We start from the raw sequence: 21,420 nt of genomic DNA, 5'->3' as shown, positions 1-21,420 counted from the left end.
CGAAAAGATCAAGGCGCGCGCCAGCTCGAACGACACACGCACGTGAGCCAGCGCAGATGCTTAATGTCGGGCGTGATCGGCCCGTCGACGTCGAACGTCCGGAGTTGGAAGTGAACGACTTGCCGTCGACTTTCAGCTCAAGCGTGGGGCCGCCGCCGAGGAAGTGCCATATTTGCGACGAAGAGCCCGGAACTCGCAAAATTGAGTAATAATTCCCCGTTTTCTACTAAAACAAGATCTGTTCAACGGGTGTCACATGGACCGAAAGTCGAAGCTACGAAAGATTGCTCTGGCCGCATGCATCGTATCGGGGGCCCTTCAGGGCGCGAATGCACAGGCTCTGCAGAACAGTGGTGCGAGCGGTACGATCGAGTCCCAGCCGGGTCCGACGAGCGCGTTGCCCGACACGCCGCAGGCCGGCCAGGCAGAGACCACTGCACTGACGCCGGATGAAAACCGGCAATCCGCCACCGGGAATGTGGCTGAATTGCAGCAGATGATCCACGGCTCGGATCTGAGCGAATTGCGCACCACGTACAACGGCAGCTATGGCGCGAGCCTGCTGTTCTACGGGAAGGAGATGACCTATTACGTCGCGCTGTTCCAGCAGAAAAACTTTTGGCGCGTGATCAAAACGCAGGACGTCGTGCGCGCCGAGCTGATCTACAAGGATTTCGCGCGGCAGACGATGCAGTTGTCGGACGTCGAGATCCGCCGTACGCAACTCGAAGCGCAGAAGGCGTTCACGCAGCGCCTCGTCGCGTTGTCGCAGGAACGCGCGAGCCGGCTGCAGGCCGACCTCGATGTCGCGCGTCAGCAGCAGAGCATCGTCGCGAGCCAGCAGGAGCAAAAGCGTGCCGAGGCGACCGAACTGGCGCAGCAGAAGGCCGCCGCGCAGGATCAGTTGCGCGTTGCGCAGCGTCAGGTCCGCGACCTGCAGCGTCAGCTCAATAGCGGCTTGCCGCTGCGTTGAGCGCGACGATTTGAACCGTGGACAAGGGGCGGGACGGCGCGCAAATCGATGCGCCGTCCGGCTCGTCCGCGGACGTTAACGTCGCGAAGTTTGAGGGTGCTGTCCGCACCCCGCCAACCCGCGCATCGCACTCCAGCGGCCGGGCTCTTCGGCATTTCTACTCGGCATTTTTCGCGAGCCATGACGGCTCACTGCGGCGCCGTCGTGCGACGCGAGACGGCGCGGCTTCAATGCCGCTTGCGCGTATCCGCCTGAGTTTTGCGCATCCGCTCGCGAAACGGCTCCGTCACGTCGACGGCGATCGGATCGCTGGCGGGAAAGCTTTCCATCAGGGCTTCATCGAGCCGCGTGTCGGCGGACGTCGGCGGCGTCCGGCGCGTGCGCGCAGGCCGGGAAGCATGCTGGCTTTTGCTGGTCATGGCGCGCTCCATCGGTAGAGATCAATCATTTAGCATAGCGCATTGCGGCTATCGACGAACGTCGGCCGAATGGCGCAGGCGCGTCGTTTGAAACCGGCCCGCAGCGATTCGTTCTTCGAGTGTCACGGCCGCGCGCGAGCCGCGCTTGCATCGCGCTCGAGCCGCAAGCGACACCTCCATCGATCCATCACACAGCGAACCACATGAACGGGAAAAAGCCGGCGGGTACGCGGCGAGTGCTCGCAGCGCACGTCGTGGAAGCCGAACTGGAACACCTGGATTGGGCGACGCGGCAACCGGCGCTGCACCTGTTCGACGCCGGCTACTGGCGGCGCCGCGTGCTGGTGGTCAAGGGGAAATTCGAGCTGACCGAGCGGCAGCTGATCCAACTGGAGAAAATTCTGCGGCGCCTCGGTCCGTCCGTGGACTAGCGAGGCGCGGCCGTTACCGCTGCTTCGTATTTATTCCTGATTGCCGCCGGGGCTGCCGCTGCCGTGGTTGCCGCCATGATTGCCGCCTTCGCCGCCGGTGCCGAATAGACGCCGCCGCCGCGTGACGACCACCGGACCTTCGGAGTTGCCGCTGCGCTCGCTCGGCGCGCGTTCCGTCGCCGACGCGCCATACGATTCACGCCCCTCGCGCGGCTCGCGATGTTCGCGCGAACCATGCGGACCGCGCGCGCCATGTTCGCCATGCGACGTCCGGCCCGTGCGCGGCGCAGGACGGGTGCCGGTGTCGAGCTGGATCGTGGAGATCGCGCGCTTGTAGATGCCTTGCAGGCCAACCGGCGTGCGCAGCATCACCAGGTACTGATCGAACGACTCGATGCATCCGGTCAGGCGGATGCCGTTGACCAGATAGATCTCGACGCGCTTTCGTTCCTTGCGCGCGGCGTTCATGAAGTCGTTTTGCGGATGCGATTCTGCGGAAGCCATGGACAATTCAGGTTAGATAGACGGTGGTTCGCCGCGATTCTACCCTTTCTACTCCAGGCGGGGGCAGTACGCGTCGACGGGGCGAACTTTGTCCACTATAACGACTTGTGAGCACATAAGCATCCGATAACGCGGGACTGTAACGTTGAGTTACGAATCTGCTGGTCAATGGCGTCTTCTTCCGGTCTCTCCAGGCATTGCCGGCAAGGTTGGCGGAAAAGGAAGAATATAGAGGCGTGTTGCGCGAGCACCGCGGTGGCGTCGAAGCGCCCCGAAAAAACCCAAAAAAGCCCGAAAAGGCCCGGAGAAAGCAGCGCAACAGCAGCGCAGCGACACGGCGCCACGACGGCGGTGGAATAAACCGCGCGCTCGCAGCGTTAAATCCAGTATGACAGCACCGCATTGCGCGGCCTGCCGTCCACCGCTCACCACGCCAGTCGGTCGATCGCGCGCTGGGCATCTGCCAGGAGGCTCAACATGATGAAAGCATCCCGTATTCTGTCAGCCCTGTTCGTCCTGCTCGCGCTCGCGTGCGGCTCCCTTGCACACGCGGCCGATACCGACAACGCCGCGTCGGGCTCGAGCAGCAACAGCAACAGCAGCGGCGGCTACTAAAGCCGCGACCGGGCCTGGCACACCGGGTGACCTTCGAATCGGAAGTGATCGCGTGGCTGCCCCAGCTGCGCCGCTATGCGCGCGCACTGACGGGCGACCGCGCCTGGGCCGACGATCTCGTCCAGGATACGGCGGAGCGTGCGCTTGCGCGCTGGTCGGCATTCCGGCCGAACAGCAACCTGCGCGCGTGGTTGCTGACGATCCTGCGGCATCTGTACATAGACCAGCTGCGCGGGCGGCGCGAGATCGCCGTCGACGAGGAAAGCGCGCCGTGGCGCAATCTCGAGGCGCCGCACGGCGAGGTCGATGGTCTGGTACTGCGCGACGTGCAGCGCGCGCTGTACTGCCTGCCACTCGAGCAGCGTGAGGTGCTGCTACTGGTGTGCGTCGAGGAGCTGTCGTACCAGGAGGCATCGAGCGCATTGGGGGTGCCGATCGGTACAGTGATGTCGCGGCTATCGCGTGCGCGCGAGCATATGCGCGCGTTGCTGTGCGAGGAGCCGCCGGGGCCAATGCACGGACCGCAGCCCCGTGCGCCGCGGGCGGCGCACAAAGTCGCGCCGCTGAAAGTGGTGAGAAACCGATAATGAACAACGATAACCCCGAATCCGGATTGCCCGACGAGCTCGATCTGCGCTCGCTGTCGGCCTATGTCGACGGTGAATTGACGGATGAGCAGCGCGCCGCGGTCGAAACGCAGCTCCGCCAGTATCCGCAGGCCGCCGCGCGCGTCGCGGCGTGGCGCGCGCAGAAGGCGGCGCTGCGGGCGCTGTGCGGCGTGCCGGGCAGCGATGCATGGCACGCGCAAGCGGGGCAGGGGGCCGACTATGAGCAGCAAGCCGCTGAATCCGGCGAGCGACGTTACGCAGGCAGCCAGCCCGCTGAGGCGGAGGAGCCGGCTTTCATCGTCGTGCGGCGTGCGCGGCCGTGGTGGCAGCGCGCGGGTCTCGCCGCCTGCTGGCTGGTGGCCGGGGCCGGGCTCGCGCTGGTGCTCGGTCCGCTCGCGCCGCGGCTGACCGGCGGCGCCTGGAGCGGCTTCGGCGGCCAGCCGGCCGGGTTTGCGCAGCGCGCGAATGTCGCGTATGCAGTGTACTCGCCGGAGCGGCGTCATCCGGTCGAAGTCGCGGCGAGCGAAGAGGAGCATCTGATCGCGTGGCTGTCGAAGCGGCTGAATCGGCCGCTGTCGGTGCCGTCGCTGCAGGAGTATGGTTATTCGCTGGTGGGCGGCCGGCTGCTGCCCGGCGAGGCCGGGCCGGCCGCGCAGTTCATGTACGAAAACCAGGACGGCGCGCGCCTGACGCTGTACGTGACCGGCGTCACGCGCGACGAAACCGAGTTTCGCCTGTTTCGCGACGGCAACCGCCGCACCTTCTACTGGGTCAGCGACCGCATGGGCTACGCGCTGTCCGGCGCGATCACGGAAGGCAAGCTGCGCGAAATCGCGATCGACGTGTGCAGCGAGCTCGGTGGCAAGCCTGAGGCGTGGCAGCAGTAGCGGGCGGTAGCGTGTCGTAAAGGCCGTCGGCGGCCACGCACGCATTGCTGCCCCCGCGCGACCACCCCCTCGGGTTACCCGACCGACAAGGAGACGCCTTGCCCCCGACGCTGCCGCCCAACCTGTCCGCCGCGCAGTTCGACCGTGCGCTCGCCGGCTGGCGCGCGATCGTCGGTGACGCGCACGTGCTGAGTTCCGACGCCGGCCTCGCCGTCTATATCGATCCGTTCGCGCCCGGCGAGCCGCGTGCGTTTGCCGCGAGCGCCGCCGTGCTGCCCGCGTCGGTCGATGAAATCCGCGCGGTGCTGCGCATCGCCAATCAGTACCGCATTCCGCTGTGGACCGTGTCGACCGGGCGCAACTTCGCCTATGGCGGCGCCGCGCCGCGGCTGACCGGCTCGGTCGTGCTCGACTTGCAGCGCATGAACCGCATCCTCGAAGTCAACGAAACGCTCGCCTATGCGCTCGTCGAGCCCGGCGTCAGCTATTTCGATCTGTACGCGCATCTGCGCGACAAGGGCTACAAGCTGTGGGTCGATCCACCGGCCGCCGGCTGGGGCAGTGTGGTCGGCAACACGCTGGAGCGCGGCTTCGGCTATACCGACTACGGCGATCACGCGGCCGCGCAATGCGGGATGGAGGTGATGCTCGCCAACGGCGACCTGCTGCGCACCGGCATGGGCGGCGTCGAGATCGGCACTGCGTGGCAGCTGTACCAGCCGGGCTACGGGCCGTCGTTCGATGCGATGTTCATGCAGTCCAACTACGGCATCGTGACGAAGCTCGGCGTGTGGCTGATGCCCGCGCCGCCCGCGTATCTGCTCGGCGAAATCCAGTTTCGTCGCGAGGCCGATCTGGAGGCGATCGTCGAGATTCTGCGGCCGTTGCGGCTCGACGCCACGATTCGCAATCACGCGGTGATCGAGGGCGGCTTGCGGCGCGCGGCGGGCCTGTCGCCGCGCCGGCAGTGGTACGACGGCACGGGCGCGATGCCCGAGAGCGCGGTGCAGGCGACGCTCGACAAACTCGGCGTCGGCCGCTGGAACCTGCATTTCGCGTTATACGGCACGCCCGAGCTGATCGATGCGCGCTACGCGCTGATCGAGCGCGCGTTCGCGCGGGTGCCGGATGCGCGGCTCACGGCGGCGCGGCATGCGGGCGATGCGCAGCCGACCGGGGGCGGCGACCGCAACATGGCCGGCATCCCCGCGATGACCGCGTTTCGCATGCTCGACTGGCGCGGCGGCGCGGGCGCGCACGTCGACTTCGCGCCGATCTGTCCGGCGACGGGGCGCGACGCGATGCGCCAGTACACGATGGTGAAAGCGCGCGCCGCCGAATACGGCTTCGATTACTACGGCGGCTTCACGGCGGGCGCGCGGCATCTGCATCACATTTTCGCGGCGATATTCGATCGAGACGACGCGAACCAGGTGGAGCAGGCCGGCGCGCTGCTGCGCTCGCTGATGAGCGACGCGCGCGCGGCCGGCTACGGCGAATATCGCGCGCATCTCGCGTATATGGATTTCGCGGCCGCGCAATACAGCTTCAACGACGGTGCGTCGCTGCGCTTCGCGGAAACGCTGAAGGATGCGCTCGATCCGAACGGCATTCTCGCGCCGGGCAAGCAGGGCATCTGGCCGGCGGCGTGGCGCGACCGGCGAGGCTATACATGAACTGCGCGTGAACAGCGCGTGAACAACGCGTGAACAACGAGTGAATGGAACGTACACGGCAATGGATCGACGCACTTTCATGCTCACTGGCGCATGGCTCGCGACGGCCGCCGGCGGCGCATGGCCGTGGCTCGCGCAAGCCGCCGCGTGCGCCGACGGCGCACGCACGTTCGCGATCGTCGATTCGACGCTCGAATGCGGCGCGTCGTTCGCACGCTATGCCGCGCACCTTCGATTGCCGACCTTCGAAACCGGCGACGATGCGGGCGCGCTGTGGTTCACCACCCTGGCGCCCCTGCTGGACGACGGTCAGCCCCCGCGCGCGATGCCTGCGCTGATCGGCTTCACGCGCGGGTCCGACTACTTCGTGCTGCAACACCTCGCGCTGCGCACCGGACGCTTCGTCGAGCATCGTCACGAAGCGCGTGAGGGGCTGCTTGCGCAACCCGCCCACGTGGCCTTCGCGCTTACGCCGCGCGGCTAGAACCCGGCTAGAACTTATAGTCCTTATTGTTCGGATCGAAGGTCGAATCGTCGAACGTCTTCGGCGTGATGCTCTCGAATACGATCTGCTCGAAGATCTTGCCGTCGTTGTCGTAAGACTCGATGGTGCGAAAGAACGGATGCCGCAGATCGAGCCCGAGCGTTTCCTTTTTCGCGTAGAACTGCGGCTGGCCGACCGGTGTCTCGAACGTGAACGCGACGACGCGCACATCGTCGATCGTCTTCACGTCGATCTGCACCGAGCGCGGCAAGCCGGTCTGACTGTATTTTTTCCCTTCACTCAGGTATTGATCGGCGACGTACTCGGTGCCGAGATCGCGCACGCTGTGATTCGATTGCGAGCGTGCGAGCGCGCCTGTCAGCGAGGTCCACAACGGCATCACGTTCATGATGCCGCCGAGGTGGCCGAACGTTTCGTCGCTGCGTTTCGATTCGTCGTAGATGATTTCCTGGCCCGCGTGCGCGCCGTCGGGCAGCCACTTCGCGTAGATGCGCAGCGGGTCGTGTGCGACGCGCACCAGCATGTGATCGGGCTTGTCGGGCCAGATGCCGCGAATGCGCTCGGAGCGCGACATCGTGAACTCGTACGACGGGTAGCCGTTCGGCCCTTCCTTGATATAGCGCGGCAGCGTCAGCGGATCGAGCGACTTGAACAGCGCGACCAGTTGCGCGTCCTCGAGTTTTTCGAGCGTGCCGCTTTTCTGCGCGGCGCGCAGCCATTTGACCTGCTGGTCGAGCGTCAGCTTGCCGACCTGCGAGGCCGGCGTGGTGGGCGGTTTCACAGCGCTCGCGGCGTCGAGCGGGGGCGGGCGGTCGTCGTTCTGCGCGAACGCCGTCGGCGCCGACAGCAAAGCGACGGTGACGAACAGCGCGCCCGGCAGCAAGCGGGGTCGCAGGCGATGCGAACGGGCGGACAAGCGGTGCTTCATGAATTTCTCCAGAAAGTGACGCGGCCGCTCATGCAACATGCAAGGCAATAACGCAAAGCAACAAAGCTATAACGCATTGAAGCAATGCTTATTCCCGTCAGGCAGACCCCTGTTTCGCGAGTGCCTCGTCGCGCAACGCACGGCGCAGAATTTTGCCGACATTGGTTTGCGGCAGCTCGTCGCGAAACTCGACGAGCTTCGGCACCTTGTAGCCAGTCAGATTCTTGCGGCAGTACGCGATCACCTGCTCTGCGGTCAGTGTCGGCGTGCGCCGCACGATGAATACCTTCACGCGCTCGCCCTGCGCGGGATCGGGCACGCCGATCGCGGCCACTTCGCGTACGTCCGGATGAGCGGCGATCACGTCCTCGATTTCGTTCGGATACACGTTGAAGCCCGACACGAGGATCATGTCCTTCTTGCGATCGATCAGACGGATAAAGCCGCGCGAGTCCATTACGCCGATGTCGCCGGTTGCGAGCCAGCCGTCGCCGTCGATCACCTTCGCGGTTTCGTCGGGACGGTTCCAATAGCCCTTCATCACCTGCGGGCCCTTCACGCACAGCTCGCCCGCCTCGCCGATATTGGCCCAGCTGCCGTCGTCTCTCCTGAAGCGCACCTGGGTGGACGGCGCGGGCAAGCCGATCGAGCCCTCGAAGTCGCGCAGATTGGTCAGATCGACCGGATTCATCGATACGATCGGCGAGCACTCGGTCAGCCCGTAGCCCTCGACGATCGGCTTGCCGGTCACCGCCTTGAAGCGCTCCGCGACGGACTTCTGCGTCGCCATGCCGCCCGCCATCGCGAGCTTCAGGTCCGAGAAGTCGCGCCGGCAGAATTCCTCGTTGTCGAGGAACGCGTTATAGAGCGTGTTGACCGCGGTCATGCTGGTGAATTTTTCGTGACGCAGGATCATCATCACGCGCTTCATGTCGCGGGGATTCGCGATCAGGATGTTGCGCCCGCCGAGCCCCATGAAAATCAGCGCGTTCACGGTCAGCGAGTAGATGTGATAAAGCGGCAGCGGCGTGAGCACCGTTTCGCCTGCGCCGGAAAGCTGACCCGCAGCCCACGCCTTCGCCTGCAACAGATTGGCGATGATGTTCCGGTGCGTGAGCATCGCGCCTTTCGCGACGCCGGTGGTGCCGCCCGTGTATTGCAGGAACGCGATGTCTTCGTGGGTCGCGCGCACCGGCGTGTGCGGCCGCGCGTAACCGATCGACAGCGCTTTCAGCAGCGGCACCGCCTGCGGCAGCTTGTACGCGGGCACCATCTTTTTCACGTGACGCAGCATGAAATTGAGCAGGTGGCCCTTCAGATTCGCGCCGTCGGCGAGCAGGTCGCCGAGGCCGGTCACGATCACGTTGCGCACCTTGGTGCCGGGCAACGCATCTTCGAGCGTCTTCGCGAAGTTTTCGAACACGACGATCGTCTGCGCGCCGCTGTCCTTTAGCTGGTGCGCGAGTTCGCGCACCGTATAGAGCGGATTCACGTTGACGACCACGGCGCCTGCCTTGATCGTGCCGAACAGCGTGACCGGATACTGGAACGTGTTCGGCAGCATGATCGCGACGCGCTCGCCGGGCTCCACGCCGATGCTTTGCAGGTAGGCCGCGAACGCGCTCGCCTTGCGGGCCAGCTCGCCGTACGTCAGGCTCGCGCCGACGCTGACGTACGCGACGCGCTCGCGGAACTGCGTGGTGCATTCGTCGAAGAACTGGTCGATCGATTCGTATTGCGTGACATCGATGTCGCGCGGCACGTCGTCCGGATAGGACGCGTACCAGATGCCGTCGGTGTTCGGGGCGGGGCTTGGCACCGGGTTTCCGCCTGCATCCGGCACGTGCTGCGGCGCTTGGGTGGGCTCGATCATCGGTTGCTCCTGAAATGTTGGTATCCGCTGCCGCGCTAGCGTTCCAGAATCGCGACGACCCCCTGGCCGCCCGCCGCGCAGATCGAGATCAGCCCGCGTGCGCTGCCGGCCGGTTTGTCGAGTTGCGCCAGCATCTTCGCGAGCGCGGCGACGATACGTCCGCCCGTCGCCGCAAACGGATGGCCGGTCGCGAGCGAACCGCCGTTCACGTTGAGCTTGGTGCGATCGACCGCCCCGAGCGCGCCGGCGAGGCCAAGCTGCGTGCGGCAATATTCGTCATCCTGCCATGCCGCGAGCGTGCACAACACCTGGGCCGCGAACGCTTCGTGGATTTCATAGAAATCGAAGTCCTGCAACCCGATGCCGGCGCGCGCCAGCATGCGCGGCACCGCGTACGCGGGCGCCATCAACAGGCCTTCCTGCTTGTCGAAAAAGTCGACCGCCGCGGTTTCCGACCAGCTCAGATACGCGAGCACCGGCAAGCCGCGCTCGGCCGCCCATGCTTCGCTCGCGAGCAGTACCGTGGATGCGCCGTCGGTCAGCGGCGTCGAGTTGCCGGCGGTCAGCGTGCCGGCGTCGCGGTCGAACACCGGCTTCAGATTCGAAAGCTTTTCGAGCGACAGGTCGGCGCGCAGGTTGTTGTCGCGCGCGAGGCCTTTGTACGGCGTCATCAGATCGTTGACGAAGCCGCGCGCGTACGCATCGGCGAGCTTGCGATGGCTCTCGTACGCGAGCACGTCCTGCGCCTCGCGCGAGATGTTCCAGCGCTTGGCCATCAGCTCGCAATGCTCGCCCATCGACAGCCCCGTGCGCGGCTCGACGTTGCGCGGCAGCAGCGGCTTGAAGAACATGCCGGGCCGCAGCCTGCTGAGCGCGGCAACACGTTGCCCGGTGCTCTTGCCGCGATTCGCTTCGAGCAGAATCTTGCGCATCCGCTCGTTGACGCCGATCGGCGCGTCGGACGTGGTATCGACGCCGCCCGCGATGCCCGCGTCGATCTGCCCGAGCGCGATCTTGCTGGCGACGAGGATCGCGGCTTCGAGGCCGGTGCCGCAGGCCTGCTGCACGTCGTAGGCGGGGGTTTCCTTCGCGAGCGTGGTGGACAGCACGGACTCGCGCGTCAGGTTGAAGTCGCGCGAATGCTTGATTACCGCGCCCGCCGCGACTTCGCCGAGACGCACGCCGTGCAGGTCGTAGCGATCGACCAGCCCTTGCAGCGTGAAGGTCAGCATGTCCTGATTCGATGCGCTCGCGTACGCGGTGTTCGAGCGCGCAAACGGAATCCGGTTGCCCCCGATAACGGCGACGCGGCGCACGGCGGGTTGCGGGTGGGACATGCTCGGCTCCTTTGGGTCGTGCCCAGATTATTGGTCGAAGCAAACGATGCGAACGCTACGAACGCTACGAACGGCGCGATCGCGGCTCACAGCAGCCGCCACTGCATGCGCGCGCGCAAATGCGGCTTGACCCCGGCAATATCGCGCACCTCGAGATCGCGCTCGATCAGCGAAGGCGATGCGCTCCACAGCGATGCTTCGCCGGGCAGCAGCATCGGCAGCTTGAACTCGGCGGCGAGCGTCGCTTCGGCGAGCGGCTTGGGCGGTTGCAGCGACGACGCGGCGCGCGCGAGCGTCCACATGCCATGCGCGATCGCGCGCGGAAAGCCGAACGCCTTCGCCGACAGCGCGCTGATGTGGATCGGGTTGTAGTCGCCGGACACGCTCGCGTAGTCGCGGCCCAGTTGCGGCGCGAGCTGCCAGCGCGCGATCCGTTGCAGCGCATCGGGGCCGAGCGTCAACGCTTCGAGCGGATGGCCGAGCGCCGGCACCGCGCGCTTCAGATAGACGCTGTCGCCGTCCCACACGGCCTCGCCGCGTCGATAGATGCGGGTATGCACGACGAACGCCTGGCCCTTGTCGTGACGCAGCAGCGCGCCGAATTCGACCTCGATACGCAACAGATCCTTGTAGGCGAGCGGCCGGCGCAGCCGCACGTGATTGGCCAGATGCACGAGACCGAGCGCGGGCCACGGAAACGCGGGGTCGGTCAGCATCAACAGATGCAGCGGAAACGCGAGCAGATGCGGGTAGGTGAGCGGCACGCCATGCTCGGGAATGAAGCCGCACACGCGCGCATAGCGCCACACGGGGCCGGGATCGAGCACGACGGCGGGGCGCACGAGCCGCAACGGCGGCAGCCGCGATTCGCGGCCTCGCTTGACGATGCCCGTCAGCGCGCGCCCGTACAGCTTCGCCGGCGCGGGCAGCGTTTCGATGACGACGGTCTTCGGCCGCGGGCCGTCGCCGCCCGGCGCGGGCGCAAGCTGACGGCTGCCGAACGGATCACGCGGTTCGTCCATAGCCATGCTCCCGTTCAGGCGCCAATCAGGCTTTGACCGCACACGCGCACGATCTGGCCGGTCACGCCGGCCGAGCCCGGATGCGCGAGCCACGCGATGGTCTGCGCGACGTCGACGGGTTGGCCGCCCTGGCTCATCGAATTCATGCGGCGGCCGGCCTCGCGGAGCGCGAGCGGCATTTTCGCGGTCATTTGCGTTTCGATGAAGCCGGGCGCGACCGCGTTGATCGTGATGCCGCGCGCGCGCAGTTGCGGCGCCATGCTCTCCACGCGGCCGATCACGCCGGCCTTCGACGTCGCATAGTTGGTCTGGCCGGCATTGCCCGCGATGCCGCTGATCGACGACACCGCGACGATGCGCCCGTCATCGCGCAGGATGCCGCCCGCGAGCAGCGCGTCGTCGATACGCTCCTGCGCGCTGAGATTGATGTCGAGCACACTCTGCCACGCGGCGTCCGTCATCCTCGCGATGGTCTTGTCCTTCGTGATGCCGGCGTTGTGCACGACGATGTCCACGCCGAGCTCGTCGAGCGCGGCGGCGATCTGCGCCGGCGCTTCCGGCGCGGCGATGTCGAACGAGAGCGCGCTGCCGTTCAGCTGACGCAGCGTTGCATCGAGCGCGTCGCGCGCTGACGGAATGTCGACGCCGATCACATGCGCGCCCTCGGCCGCGAGCACGCTCGCAATGGCGGCGCCGATGCCGCGTGCGGCGCCCGTGACGAGCGCACGCTTCCCGGCGAGCGGCTGGCGCCAGTCGAACGCGGGCGCGTCGGGCGGCGGCGCTTGGTTGCGGTTGCCCGCGATCCGCAACACCTGACCCGACACATAGGCCGAGCGCGGCGACAGGAAGAAACGCAGCGTCGCGTCGATGGCGCTTTCAGAGCCGTGCGCGACGTACACGAGATTCGCGGTGATGCCGCGCCGCGCTTCCTTGCCGAGCGAGCGCACGAGCCCTTCGAGCGCGCGCTGGGCGGTCCACTGACGCGGGCTCGCGCAGGCCTCGGGCGGCCGCCCCAGCACGACGATGCGCCCGCATTTGCCGAGCGAGCGCAGCGTGTCGTGGAAAAAGCCGTGCAATGGTTGTAACTGGCTGCTGTCGTCGATACCACTGGCGTCGAACAGCAGCGCGGCGAGCTTGCCCGGCGCACCGGCTTCGGCCGGCTCGAAGCGGCCGGTCATCAGGCCGTGTCGATTGGCGAGCGGTACCCACAGCCCGGCGCTTTCGTGCGCGACGCTCGTCATGCCGATGCTGGCGATCAGACTCGCGAGCGCGTCGAACAGGCGCGGCTCGCGGCCCGCGCCGATCGCGATCAGACCGTCGAACTCAGGCCGGTCCGCGCGGTAGCGCCGCAGCACCTCGGGCTTCGGCAGGCCGAGCGAGCGCGCGAGACGGCCGCCGAACGGCGAGTTGACGAACTTCAGGTAGGAGTCGTTCATGTTATCGGTTGCTCCGCTGGACGCGCCGCGGGCAGTCCCGTTGATTTTTCGGGGGTGCCGGACGTGTGTCAGTGTGCCTTGAGTTGCGTGACTCGGGTACGGTTAGCCGTGCCGCCTCGGTAGTTTTTTCTGCGTGAACGCGCGCGTCAGGCAGCCAGATCCAGCGCCTTTTCGAGCGCCTGCTTGCGCTGTTGCAAGCTCGCGAGCAGGTCGAAGTCGGCGGGGAAATCGTCGACTTTGACGACCTGCGCGCCGTAGCGCGCGTAATCGTCGAGCACGCGCCGCTCGTCGGCGTCGATGAGGCCCTGGCGTTGCGCCGCATGGGTCCATGCGGCGAGCTGCGGCAGGCTTTGCGGCAGCGGTTCGAGCAGGCCCTGTTTGACCGCGTCGCGCAGTTTGTGCTCGATTAGCGTGAACTGTGGATTCAGCGCGAACACGAGTTCGCCATAGCCGAGCGCGTCGACGTCGGGATGCGGCAAGTAGGAGTCGGCGACGAGCCGCTCGCGCGCGGCGCCTGGCGTCTGCATCAGTTCTGCGATCTCGCTGCCGAGCCGGTCCGACGGCTCGCGATGCGGCAGACCGAACGGGAACGCGAGCACGCGCACGAGCGTCGCGACGAGCCGGTTCGGATAGTTCGCGAGCACGCCGTCGAGCGCGTGCTGCGCCTTGTACAGCGCATCCTCGACGCCCCAGCGCACGAGCGGCAGGTCGTCCTGCTGACGGCCTTCGTCCTCGAAACGCTTCAGCGTGGCCGAGATCAGGAACAACTGTGACAGCACGTCGCCGAGGCGTCCCGAGATGCGTTCACGGCGCTTCAGATCGCCGCCGAGCACCAGCATCGACACGTCGGCGAGCAACGCGAACACGGCCGACAGCCGCGTCGCCGCGCGATAGTACGGGTGGAGCGGCGCGTACGCACCGCGCGGCTTCGCGATCAGCGCGCCGCCGGTCAGCCCATACACGGCGCTGCGCACCACGGTCGATACCGTGAAATTCACGTGACCGAAGAAGGCCGCGTCGAACTCGCGCAGGGCCTTCGCGCGATCGGGCTCGCGCGTCGCCGTCATTTCCTTCAGCACGTATGGATGGCAGCGAATCGCGCCCTGTCCGAAGATGATCAGGCAACGCGTCAGAATGTTCGCGCCTTCGACGGTGATCGAGATCGGCACCTGCTGATACACGCGCGCCAGGAAGTTCGACGGTCCCATGCAAATACCCTTGCCGGCGACCACGTCCATGCCGTCGTTGATGACGATGCGCGCGCGCTCGGTGATGTGGTACTTGGCGATCGCCGAAATGACGGACGGCTTTTCGCCGAGGTCGACCGCCTGCGCGGACAGGCGGCGCGCGGCGTCCATCACGTACAGGTTGCCGCCCATGCGGCCGAGCGCTTCCTGCACGCCCTCGAACTTGCCGACGGCGGTGCGGAACTGGCGGCGAATCGCGGCATACGCGCCGGTGCCGCGCACCGCGACCTTCGCCATCCCGACATTCGACGACGGCAGCGAGATCGCGCGGCCTGCCGCCAGACACTCCATCAGCATGCGCCAGCCGTTGCCGACCTGCGCGCGTCCGCCGATCACCCAGTCGAGTGGGATGAACACGTCCTTGCCCGAGTTCGGGCCGTTCTGGAACACCGCGTTCAACGGCCAGTGACGGCGGCCGATGTCGACGCCAGGGTGGCTGGTCGGAATCAGCGCGCAGGTGATGCCGGGCTCGTCGTTCGCGCCGAGCAGATGGTCGGGATCGAGCGCGCGGAACGCGAGGCCGAGCACGGTCGCGATCGGCCCGAGCGTGATGTAGCGCTTGTCCCACGTGACGCGAAAACCGAGCGTTTCGCGACCCTCGTGCATGCCCTTGCAGACGATGCCGACATCGGGAATCGCGGCCGCGTCGGAACCGGCATACGGGCTCGTCAACGCAAAGCACGGGATTTCCTCGCCGCGCGCGAGACGCGGCAGATAGTAGTTCTTCTGCGCGTCGGTGCCGTAGTGCATCAGCAGCTCGGCGGGGCCGAGCGAGTTCGGCACCATCACGGAGACGGCCGCGGCCGAGCAGCGCGTCGCGAGCTTCATGATCACCTGCGAATGCGCGTACGCGGAGAACTGTTTGCCGCCGTACTGCTTCGGAATGATCATGCCGAGAAAGCCGTGCTGCTTGATGAACTGCCATGTTTGCGGCGACAGGTCCTGCCAGACCATCGTGGTTTCCCAGTCGTTCGCGAGGTCGCACAGTTGCTCGCATTCGACGTCGAGGAATGCCTGCTCTTCGGCGCTGAGCGTGGCCGGGCCGTAGCCGAGCAGCGTGTCCCAGTGCGGGCGTCCCGAGAACAGCTCGGCGTCCCACCACACCGTGCCGGCTTCGATCGCGTCGCGCTCGGTCGGCGACATTTCAGGCAGGATCTTGCGGAACGTGTCGAGCACCGGTTTCGCGAGCCATGCGCGGCGCAGCGGCTTGATCGTCAGCACGAGGGCGGGGAGCACGAACACGATCGCGAGCAGTGTCGTCAGCAGCGGGCCAGCCGCGCCGCTCAGATGGGCGGCCGCGACCCAGGCGATCAGCGCCGCGAGCCACCACGAGGCGCGCGCCTGAACGTAGACCAGAGCGAATGCGGCGATGACGAGCGCCAGGATGAACCACGGCATGATGTTTCCTCCTCTGTCTTGCTGCGTGCGAGTTCTTCCCACGGGCGCGCGCCGCTCGCGCTGTGCTGATTTGTCAGCCGCCTTTTCTGCGGTGATGCAATCGCCGGGCCACCTGCGAGCCGCGCTACGTGTCGCATGCCACGGCGCGCGCGGCCGCCTCGCCGCTGGAGTCTCGTTGCGCACTAGCGAACGTGCGATCCGCGCCGTCGTCGTCGGTCGCATCGCCGAGTACCGCCGCGAATGCGGCCAGTTGCGTGCCGTCGGGCAACGGCGCCTTCAGCGCGGCGACCATCAGCGACGCGAGGCGCGCGATCAGCTGCAGATCGTTCATCGACTTGCCTTGCGAGAACTCGGCAATCAGGCGGTCGGTATCGGTGCCGGCGAGCACGCCCGACAGCGCGCCGATCGCGAAGTGCAGCCGCCAGCCGAGCTCCTCGCGCGGCAGATGCGGCAGCGCGCGCTGGAACGCGTCGAAGAAACGCATCGCCACCGACTCGTAATGCGCGTTCAGAAAATCGCGGATGAACGCCGACGGATCGGTGTACGCACGCCCGAGCAGCCGCAGAAACGCTTTGCCGCCGACACGCGGATCGCGCGACAGGCGCAACGCCGGAATGAACATCGCACCGAGCACGTGCTCGCAGGTCAGGCGCGCGCCGAGCATGACATCGAAGCGGTCGAGCAGCTTCAGGCGCTCCTCGTTCAGCCGATCGAGCCGGCGCGACAGCATCGAATGAATCAGCGATTCCTTGTGGCCGAAGTGATAGTTGACCGCCGCGAGATTGACTTCGGCGCGCGAAGTGATCTGGCGCATCGACAACGCCTCATAACCGCATTCGATGAACAGCGTCTCCGCGGCGTCGAGAATGCGCAACTTCGTATCGCCGGCATGCCGGCCCGTGGTGCGAACTGCCATGTTGCGTCTCCCAGTTGCCGGCGCTGCCGGCTCGCAAACACGCGATTCAAATTGATATTTGAAACAATCGTTTTTTTTAGGATAAAAAAGGAGGGCCGGTGCGAGCAAGGAGCGGGCTCGACTAACTCCTCTAGAAGATCTGACGAAAGTGGTGTTCGTGAAGCGGGGCTCGCGATACCGCGCGGAAAATGAAAAGGCCGTTCCGAATGAATCGGAACGGCCTCTATTGCGCTGCGAATGTGATGCACGCCAGGCGTTCATTCGAACGCCCGAAGCGGTCAAACGCGCTGTCCTCCGACCGCGCCGCCCGTCGCTCCCGCGCCGACGATCTCCCGCGCGGACTGCGTCATGTCGATGCCGCGGCGCTCGCGGCTGAACGGAATCAGCGCGCAGATCACGATCGCGACAATGCCGATCACGACCGCCATCACGAGCGCGTAGTTGTTGTCGTGCATCTCGGCGATCTTCGATTGCAGCGGACCGTTGACCGACGCGATCAGATTGCCCAGCTGGTACACGAGCCCGGGGAAGGTCGCGCGGATTTCATCGGGCGAGATTTCGTTCAGGTGCACCGGGATCACGCCCCAGGCGCCTTGCACGGAGATCTGCATCAGGAACGCGCCGAGCGCGAGCAGAAACGGCGTGGTCGAGAACGCCCACAGCGGCAGCACCGGCAGCGCGATCAGCGCGGCGATGAAGATCGCGCGCTTGCGGCCGATCTTCTCCGATGCCCAGCCGAAGAACAGACCCCCGCAGATCGCGCCGATGTTCAGGATGATCGTGATCCACGACACCGTGTGCGGATCGAACTTGAGCTGAACGCGCAGGAATGTCGGATACAGATCCTGCGAGCCGTGCGAGAAGAAGTTGAACGCGGTCATCAGGATGATCGCGTAGATCGACAGGCCGATATTCTGCCTGAGTGTCGCGACGAGGCCGGGACGTACCTTCTTTTCGAGCGTCCGGAACGCGGGCGACTCCGGCACGTGCGCGCGAATGTACAGCACGAGCAGCGCCGGCAGCACGCCGACGAAGAACATGCCGCGCCAGCCGATGTATTGATAGAACACGCCGAACACGATCGACGCGAGCAGGTAGCCGCTCGGATAACCGGCCTGCAGCAGACCCGAGACGATGCCGCGCGATTTCGGCGGCACGGTTTCCATGGTCAGCGCGCCGCCGACACCCCATTCGCCGCCCATCGCGATGCCGAACAGCGCGCGCAGCACGAGCAGCGTCATCAGGTTGGGCGACAGGCCGGACAGCAGTTCGAGCAACGAGAAGCACCCGATGTTGACCATCAGCGTCGGACGGCGGCCGTATTTGTCGGCGAGCCAGCCGAAAATCAATGCGCCGAGCGGGCGCATCATCAGGGTCAGCATGATCGCGACCGCGACCGACGGAATGTCCGTATTGAATTCCTGCGCGATATCTTTCAATACGAACACCATCAGAAAGAAATCGAATGCGTCGAGCGTCCAGCCTAGATAGGCGGCGATCGTGACGTTTCTCTGTTCCCGTGTCCAGCTCATTGGTTGTTTCTCCTGAGTATTCACATTCCGCGTTTGATCGCGGCCGGAACCGCAGCCCTTGCGCCTTATAGCAAGCGCCTTCCGGCGAGTGTACGCCGAGCATTAAGCGTTTGCATGGTTGAAGCCGTTTTTCTCCGTGTTAATGCGCGCAGCAATTGTCGTGCTGAATGAGTAACGCAGGTTTAATGTCGGGTAAATGTAAATGTCGGTTTATTGGGATGGGTTTTTTGTAATATTTATCGGGATTATCCGGGAGCCGATTTTTATCAAGTTTATGGCAATGGCATTGGGTGCGCGGACCGGTTTCATGCTGCCCGCAGCCCGGGATGAGCGGGGAGGCCGCATCCCGGCATAACGACGCGGCGACTTCCGCGCCGAACAGGAATACCGCCGCGCAGAAGTACAGCCACATCATCAGCACCGCGAGCGAGCCGGCTGCGCCGAACACGCCCGCCGTGCCCGCATGCACGAGATAGAAGCTGAACAGATGCCGGCCCGCCGTAAACAGCAGGCTCGCGATGGCGCCGCCCACGAGCGCGGGCCGGAAGGGCACCGCGGCGTCGGGCAGCCACTTGATCAGCGCGCCTAGCCCGACGGCCAGAATGACGAAACCGAGTAACGATTGCAGCACGTCTGCAACGATGCCCAGCGCCGAATTGCCGAACAGCGCACCGCCGAGGGTCTGAATCGCGGCATCGACGACGAGCGAAACGACCAGCAGAAAGCTGAGCCCGATCAGCAGACCGATGGACACGAGTCGCGCGCGCACCAGCAGCGCGATCCCGGCGATGCCTTTGCGCGGGTGGGCGGCAAAGACGATGTCGAGCGCGGTATTCAACGATGAGAACGTGGCCGACGCGCCGACCAGCAGCAGCGCGAGCGAGAACGCGGCGGCGACGCCGCTTCCGCCCGCGTAGTGCGCGTGGGCGACGATGTCCTGCATCGCGCGCGCCGCGTCGTTGCCGACCAGTTGCCGCGCCTGCTCGAAAAGCCGCCCCTGGGCGGCATCGCGGCCGAAGATCCAACCGATGACCGCGAGCACGAGCAGCAGCGTCGGGGCCAGCGAGAACGCCGAATAGAACGCGATGCTGGCGCCAAGCATCGCGCATCGGTCCGACAGAAAACGGCTGGCGGCGTCGCTCGCAACGTTGATCGTGCGGCGCCAGCGAGCGGGCCTCGCTGCGGTTTTCGGTTGCTGTGCTGACATGCTGTCCTCGGCTTGCGGCTGCGCGCGAACGCTCGCCTCGCGCTACCGCGACGATAAAGTGGCTGCGTCGAGCGCTGATGCAGCACGACGCGCGCCAGCCATCAGCGGCCCGTGCCGGTTCGCGCGCCGCACCGAACCTTCATGTAAAGTTATTTCGCCAACTTATCGACATATCGCTATGTCCGTGACGCCATCGCCTTCGTTGCTCGACGAGATGCTCGACGCTGTCGTGCGCCGCTATCGCCTGCCGGCGCTCGCGGCCGTCTGCGCGCCGACGCCGCAAGCGAGCCCCGCCACCGTGCTCGCGCTCGCGATCGAGCAGGCTCGCGAGGCGAGCGCGCGTGACGATGCGCCGGATGCCGCGAACCAGCGCTTCTTCGTCGAGGCGCTGGCGCGCATGATTCGCGAGGCGCTGCGCGAGGAAGCCGGCGACCCGGTGTTTCAGGCGATGCTGCTACGGCATCGCAGCGTGGTGGTGCGCGAGTACGCGTCGCTGGCCGCGCACGCGAGCGTCGATCGCCGGCTGATCTACGCGGCCGTCAATGCGATCGCACATCCGGCCAAACAGCAGCGGCTGCTCCCCGGTCCGCAACGCGATGCGCTAGCGCGTCTGCACGCGCTCGCGGTCGCCGAAGCGTGGCCCGAACTGGCAGTAGCCGTGCAAACTTGCATCGATACGCCGCAAATCGCGCACGACGCGGCGCTGCAACGCGGTCTCGCGCAATTGCTAGAAAGTGCCGCGTTGCAGCGCTTACGCCGCCTTGACGCGCTCACGTCCGACGAGCGCGTGCGCCACTACCAGACGCTGTGGGATCGTCAGGGGCCGCGCCCGGGAAGCTCGACCGCGGTCGAGCGAGGCTTGAGTTCGAAGCAGCGCGGCGCCGCGGTCGAAGCGTTGGCCGCCGATGCACTCGACGCACTTGCGCAGCGCCTCAATGACGCTCAGGGAGCGGTCGCCACCTACCGCGTCGTGAACTCGATGCGCGTGCCGGCCGCGATACCCGCAAGCCATGAGCGCGCCAAAACCGAATGGGATGTGGTGCTGCTGCGCCAGGCACAGCCCCCGGCCGACGCAGCGGCGTGGGACGTATGCCTGCTCGTCGAAGCGAAGGCATCGGTCGACGCGGCCACCACCGATCTGCCGCGGCTCGTGCGCGGACTGACGCTGCTGGCGCACGCGGACCCGCACACTGTCTACTCGTTTCGCACGCAGCAGGGGACGGTGCATTTGAGCGGCGCGTCGCTTGCCGCGCTGACGAGCGACGCAACCGGTCTTCGCAGCACCGTGCTCTATTGCTGTGACGCTCCCGTCGAAGCGGCGCCGCGCGTGCTGAGTCCCGCGAGCCGGATGCAGTTGCTGTCGGCCCAAGCCAGCCTCGATTTCGCAGGTGCGCTGGCGGACGGACGCGACGCCGACTGCGCGGATCTCGAACCGGTATGGCATCAGTTGCTCGAATCGCCGAGATGGCGGACGGTGCTCGATCAGTACGCGACGCTGCGCGAGGTTCGCGAATTGATGGTGCATCCGGACGACTTGCGGGCCGCGGTCGGCATCGCGGACGCGAGACGGTTGAGCGCGGCGCGCTAGGCCTCTGATGAAGAGGTGGCGCGCGCGTTGCTCGTGGCGATAGATCTTCGAGCAAAAAGGAGTGGTGATGGAAACGCCGTCGAAGCGACTGTCGGACACGCGGGTGCAGGTTGCCAGCAAGATCTACCAATTTCGCTCGCCGCAGGAGGCGGACCGTTTCGTGCAATGTCTGCGCGACGGGGGTGCGAGCCGCTGTGTCGCGGACGTTCCGCCCGAGACCGCAACCGATGCCTATCCCCCGGGAACCCGCACAGGGTCGGGCGCGGGCATCACGATCGCGCCGCCGCCAGGCGGGCTCGATAGCGACGAGTAACGCGT

General features: G+C 66.1%; 20 protein-coding genes. 9 read left to right on the top strand and 11 right to left on the bottom strand.

Going from position 1 to position 21,420, the window contains the following annotated elements; all coding sequences use genetic code 11:
- Positions 1-256: 256 nt before the first annotated feature.
- Positions 257-973, top strand: coding sequence for a DUF2968 domain-containing protein (locus tag GCT19_RS12770; RefSeq protein ID WP_018432240.1), 717 nt, complete (start codon positions 257-259; stop codon positions 971-973).
- Positions 974-1,200: 227 nt separating this feature from the next.
- On the opposite strand, the gene GCT19_RS12765 is transcribed toward GCT19_RS12770, so the two are convergent.
- Positions 1,201-1,392: a hypothetical protein gene (locus tag GCT19_RS12765; RefSeq protein WP_018432239.1), complete on the bottom strand. Its 192-nt coding sequence runs from the start codon at positions 1,390-1,392 to the stop codon at positions 1,201-1,203.
- A 203-nt stretch (positions 1,393-1,595) separates the two neighbouring features.
- Between GCT19_RS12765 and GCT19_RS12760 the strand changes: the two genes are divergently transcribed.
- Positions 1,596-1,823, top strand: a complete 228-nt coding sequence (locus GCT19_RS12760; protein ID WP_152852149.1) for a hypothetical protein — start codon at positions 1,596-1,598, stop codon at positions 1,821-1,823.
- A 30-nt stretch (positions 1,824-1,853) separates the two neighbouring features.
- On the opposite strand, the gene hfq is transcribed toward GCT19_RS12760, so the two are convergent.
- Positions 1,854-2,327, bottom strand: a complete 474-nt coding sequence (gene hfq, locus GCT19_RS12755) for an RNA chaperone Hfq (RefSeq protein ID WP_018432237.1) — start codon at positions 2,325-2,327, stop codon at positions 1,854-1,856.
- A gap of 477 nt (positions 2,328-2,804) precedes the next feature.
- Between hfq and GCT19_RS42720 the strand changes: the two genes are divergently transcribed.
- From GCT19_RS42720 to GCT19_RS12735, 5 genes are all read left to right on the top strand, one after another.
- A complete protein-coding gene (locus GCT19_RS42720) occupies positions 2,805-2,942 on the top strand; it encodes a hypothetical protein (RefSeq protein WP_018432236.1) in 138 nt (45 codons plus the stop codon).
- Between the two features lie 26 nt (positions 2,943-2,968).
- The gene (locus GCT19_RS12750) at positions 2,969-3,529 is read left to right on the top strand and encodes a sigma-70 family RNA polymerase sigma factor (RefSeq protein ID WP_013089172.1); all 561 of its coding nucleotides are present in this window, start codon (positions 2,969-2,971) and stop codon (positions 3,527-3,529) included.
- Entirely contained in the window at positions 3,529-4,437 is a 909-nt protein-coding gene (locus GCT19_RS12745; RefSeq protein ID WP_152852148.1) for an anti-sigma factor family protein, read from the top strand. Before GCT19_RS12750 ends, GCT19_RS12745 begins: the two co-directional genes overlap by 1 nt.
- 98 nt (positions 4,438-4,535) lie before the next feature.
- Positions 4,536-6,113: an FAD-binding oxidoreductase gene (locus GCT19_RS12740; protein WP_152852147.1), complete on the top strand. Its 1,578-nt coding sequence runs from the start codon at positions 4,536-4,538 to the stop codon at positions 6,111-6,113.
- A 61-nt stretch (positions 6,114-6,174) separates the two neighbouring features.
- On the top strand, positions 6,175-6,597 hold the full coding sequence (locus GCT19_RS12735; protein ID WP_152852146.1) for a hypothetical protein: 423 nt from the start codon (positions 6,175-6,177) through the stop codon (positions 6,595-6,597).
- Between the two features lie 7 nt (positions 6,598-6,604).
- On the opposite strand, the gene GCT19_RS12730 is transcribed toward GCT19_RS12735, so the two are convergent.
- The 9 genes from GCT19_RS12730 to GCT19_RS12690 all read right to left on the bottom strand — a co-directional run bounded on the left by GCT19_RS12730 (position 6,605) and on the right by GCT19_RS12690 (position 19,514).
- Positions 6,605-7,546, bottom strand: a complete 942-nt coding sequence (locus GCT19_RS12730; RefSeq protein WP_152852145.1) for a DUF1571 domain-containing protein — start codon at positions 7,544-7,546, stop codon at positions 6,605-6,607.
- A gap of 97 nt (positions 7,547-7,643) precedes the next feature.
- Complete coding sequence (locus tag GCT19_RS12725; RefSeq protein ID WP_152852144.1) at positions 7,644-9,419, bottom strand: AMP-binding protein; 1,776 nt, start codon at positions 9,417-9,419, stop codon at positions 7,644-7,646.
- Positions 9,420-9,454: 35 nt separating this feature from the next.
- Positions 9,455-10,756: an acetyl-CoA C-acetyltransferase gene (locus GCT19_RS12720; RefSeq protein ID WP_152852143.1), complete on the bottom strand. Its 1,302-nt coding sequence runs from the start codon at positions 10,754-10,756 to the stop codon at positions 9,455-9,457.
- An 86-nt stretch (positions 10,757-10,842) separates the two neighbouring features.
- Entirely contained in the window at positions 10,843-11,778 is a 936-nt protein-coding gene (locus GCT19_RS12715) for a MaoC family dehydratase (RefSeq protein WP_018432229.1), read from the bottom strand.
- A 14-nt stretch (positions 11,779-11,792) separates the two neighbouring features.
- Positions 11,793-13,214: a 3-oxoacyl-ACP reductase gene (locus GCT19_RS12710; protein WP_152852142.1), complete on the bottom strand. Its 1,422-nt coding sequence runs from the start codon at positions 13,212-13,214 to the stop codon at positions 11,793-11,795.
- A gap of 146 nt (positions 13,215-13,360) precedes the next feature.
- Complete coding sequence (locus GCT19_RS12705; RefSeq protein WP_152852141.1) at positions 13,361-15,859, bottom strand: acyl-CoA dehydrogenase; 2,499 nt, start codon at positions 15,857-15,859, stop codon at positions 13,361-13,363.
- Positions 15,860-15,983: 124 nt separating this feature from the next.
- Positions 15,984-16,775 (bottom strand): TetR/AcrR family transcriptional regulator, encoded by a 792-nt coding sequence (locus tag GCT19_RS12700; protein WP_152852140.1) that lies wholly within the window; start codon positions 16,773-16,775, stop codon positions 15,984-15,986.
- A gap of 278 nt (positions 16,776-17,053) precedes the next feature.
- On the bottom strand, positions 17,054-18,307 hold the full coding sequence (locus GCT19_RS12695; protein WP_152852139.1) for an MFS transporter: 1,254 nt from the start codon (positions 18,305-18,307) through the stop codon (positions 17,054-17,056).
- 139 nt (positions 18,308-18,446) lie between these two features.
- Positions 18,447-19,514 (bottom strand): YihY/virulence factor BrkB family protein, encoded by a 1,068-nt coding sequence (locus GCT19_RS12690; RefSeq protein ID WP_227749244.1) that lies wholly within the window; start codon positions 19,512-19,514, stop codon positions 18,447-18,449.
- A 178-nt stretch (positions 19,515-19,692) separates the two neighbouring features.
- On the opposite strand from GCT19_RS12690, the gene GCT19_RS12685 reads away from it, so the two are divergent.
- Together GCT19_RS12685 and GCT19_RS12680 are read left to right on the top strand one after the other, a co-directional pair.
- The gene (locus GCT19_RS12685; protein WP_152852138.1) at positions 19,693-21,102 is read left to right on the top strand and encodes a 3-deoxy-D-arabino-heptulosonate 7-phosphate synthase; all 1,410 of its coding nucleotides are present in this window, start codon (positions 19,693-19,695) and stop codon (positions 21,100-21,102) included.
- A 67-nt stretch (positions 21,103-21,169) separates the two neighbouring features.
- Positions 21,170-21,415: a hypothetical protein gene (locus GCT19_RS12680; protein ID WP_152852137.1), complete on the top strand. Its 246-nt coding sequence runs from the start codon at positions 21,170-21,172 to the stop codon at positions 21,413-21,415.
- Positions 21,416-21,420 lie beyond the last annotated feature (5 nt).

Source organism: Paraburkholderia atlantica (genome assembly GCF_009362785.1).
Lineage (GTDB): Bacteria > Pseudomonadota > Gammaproteobacteria > Burkholderiales > Burkholderiaceae > Paraburkholderia > Paraburkholderia atlantica.
This window is presented reverse-complemented; position numbering and strand designations above follow the sequence as displayed.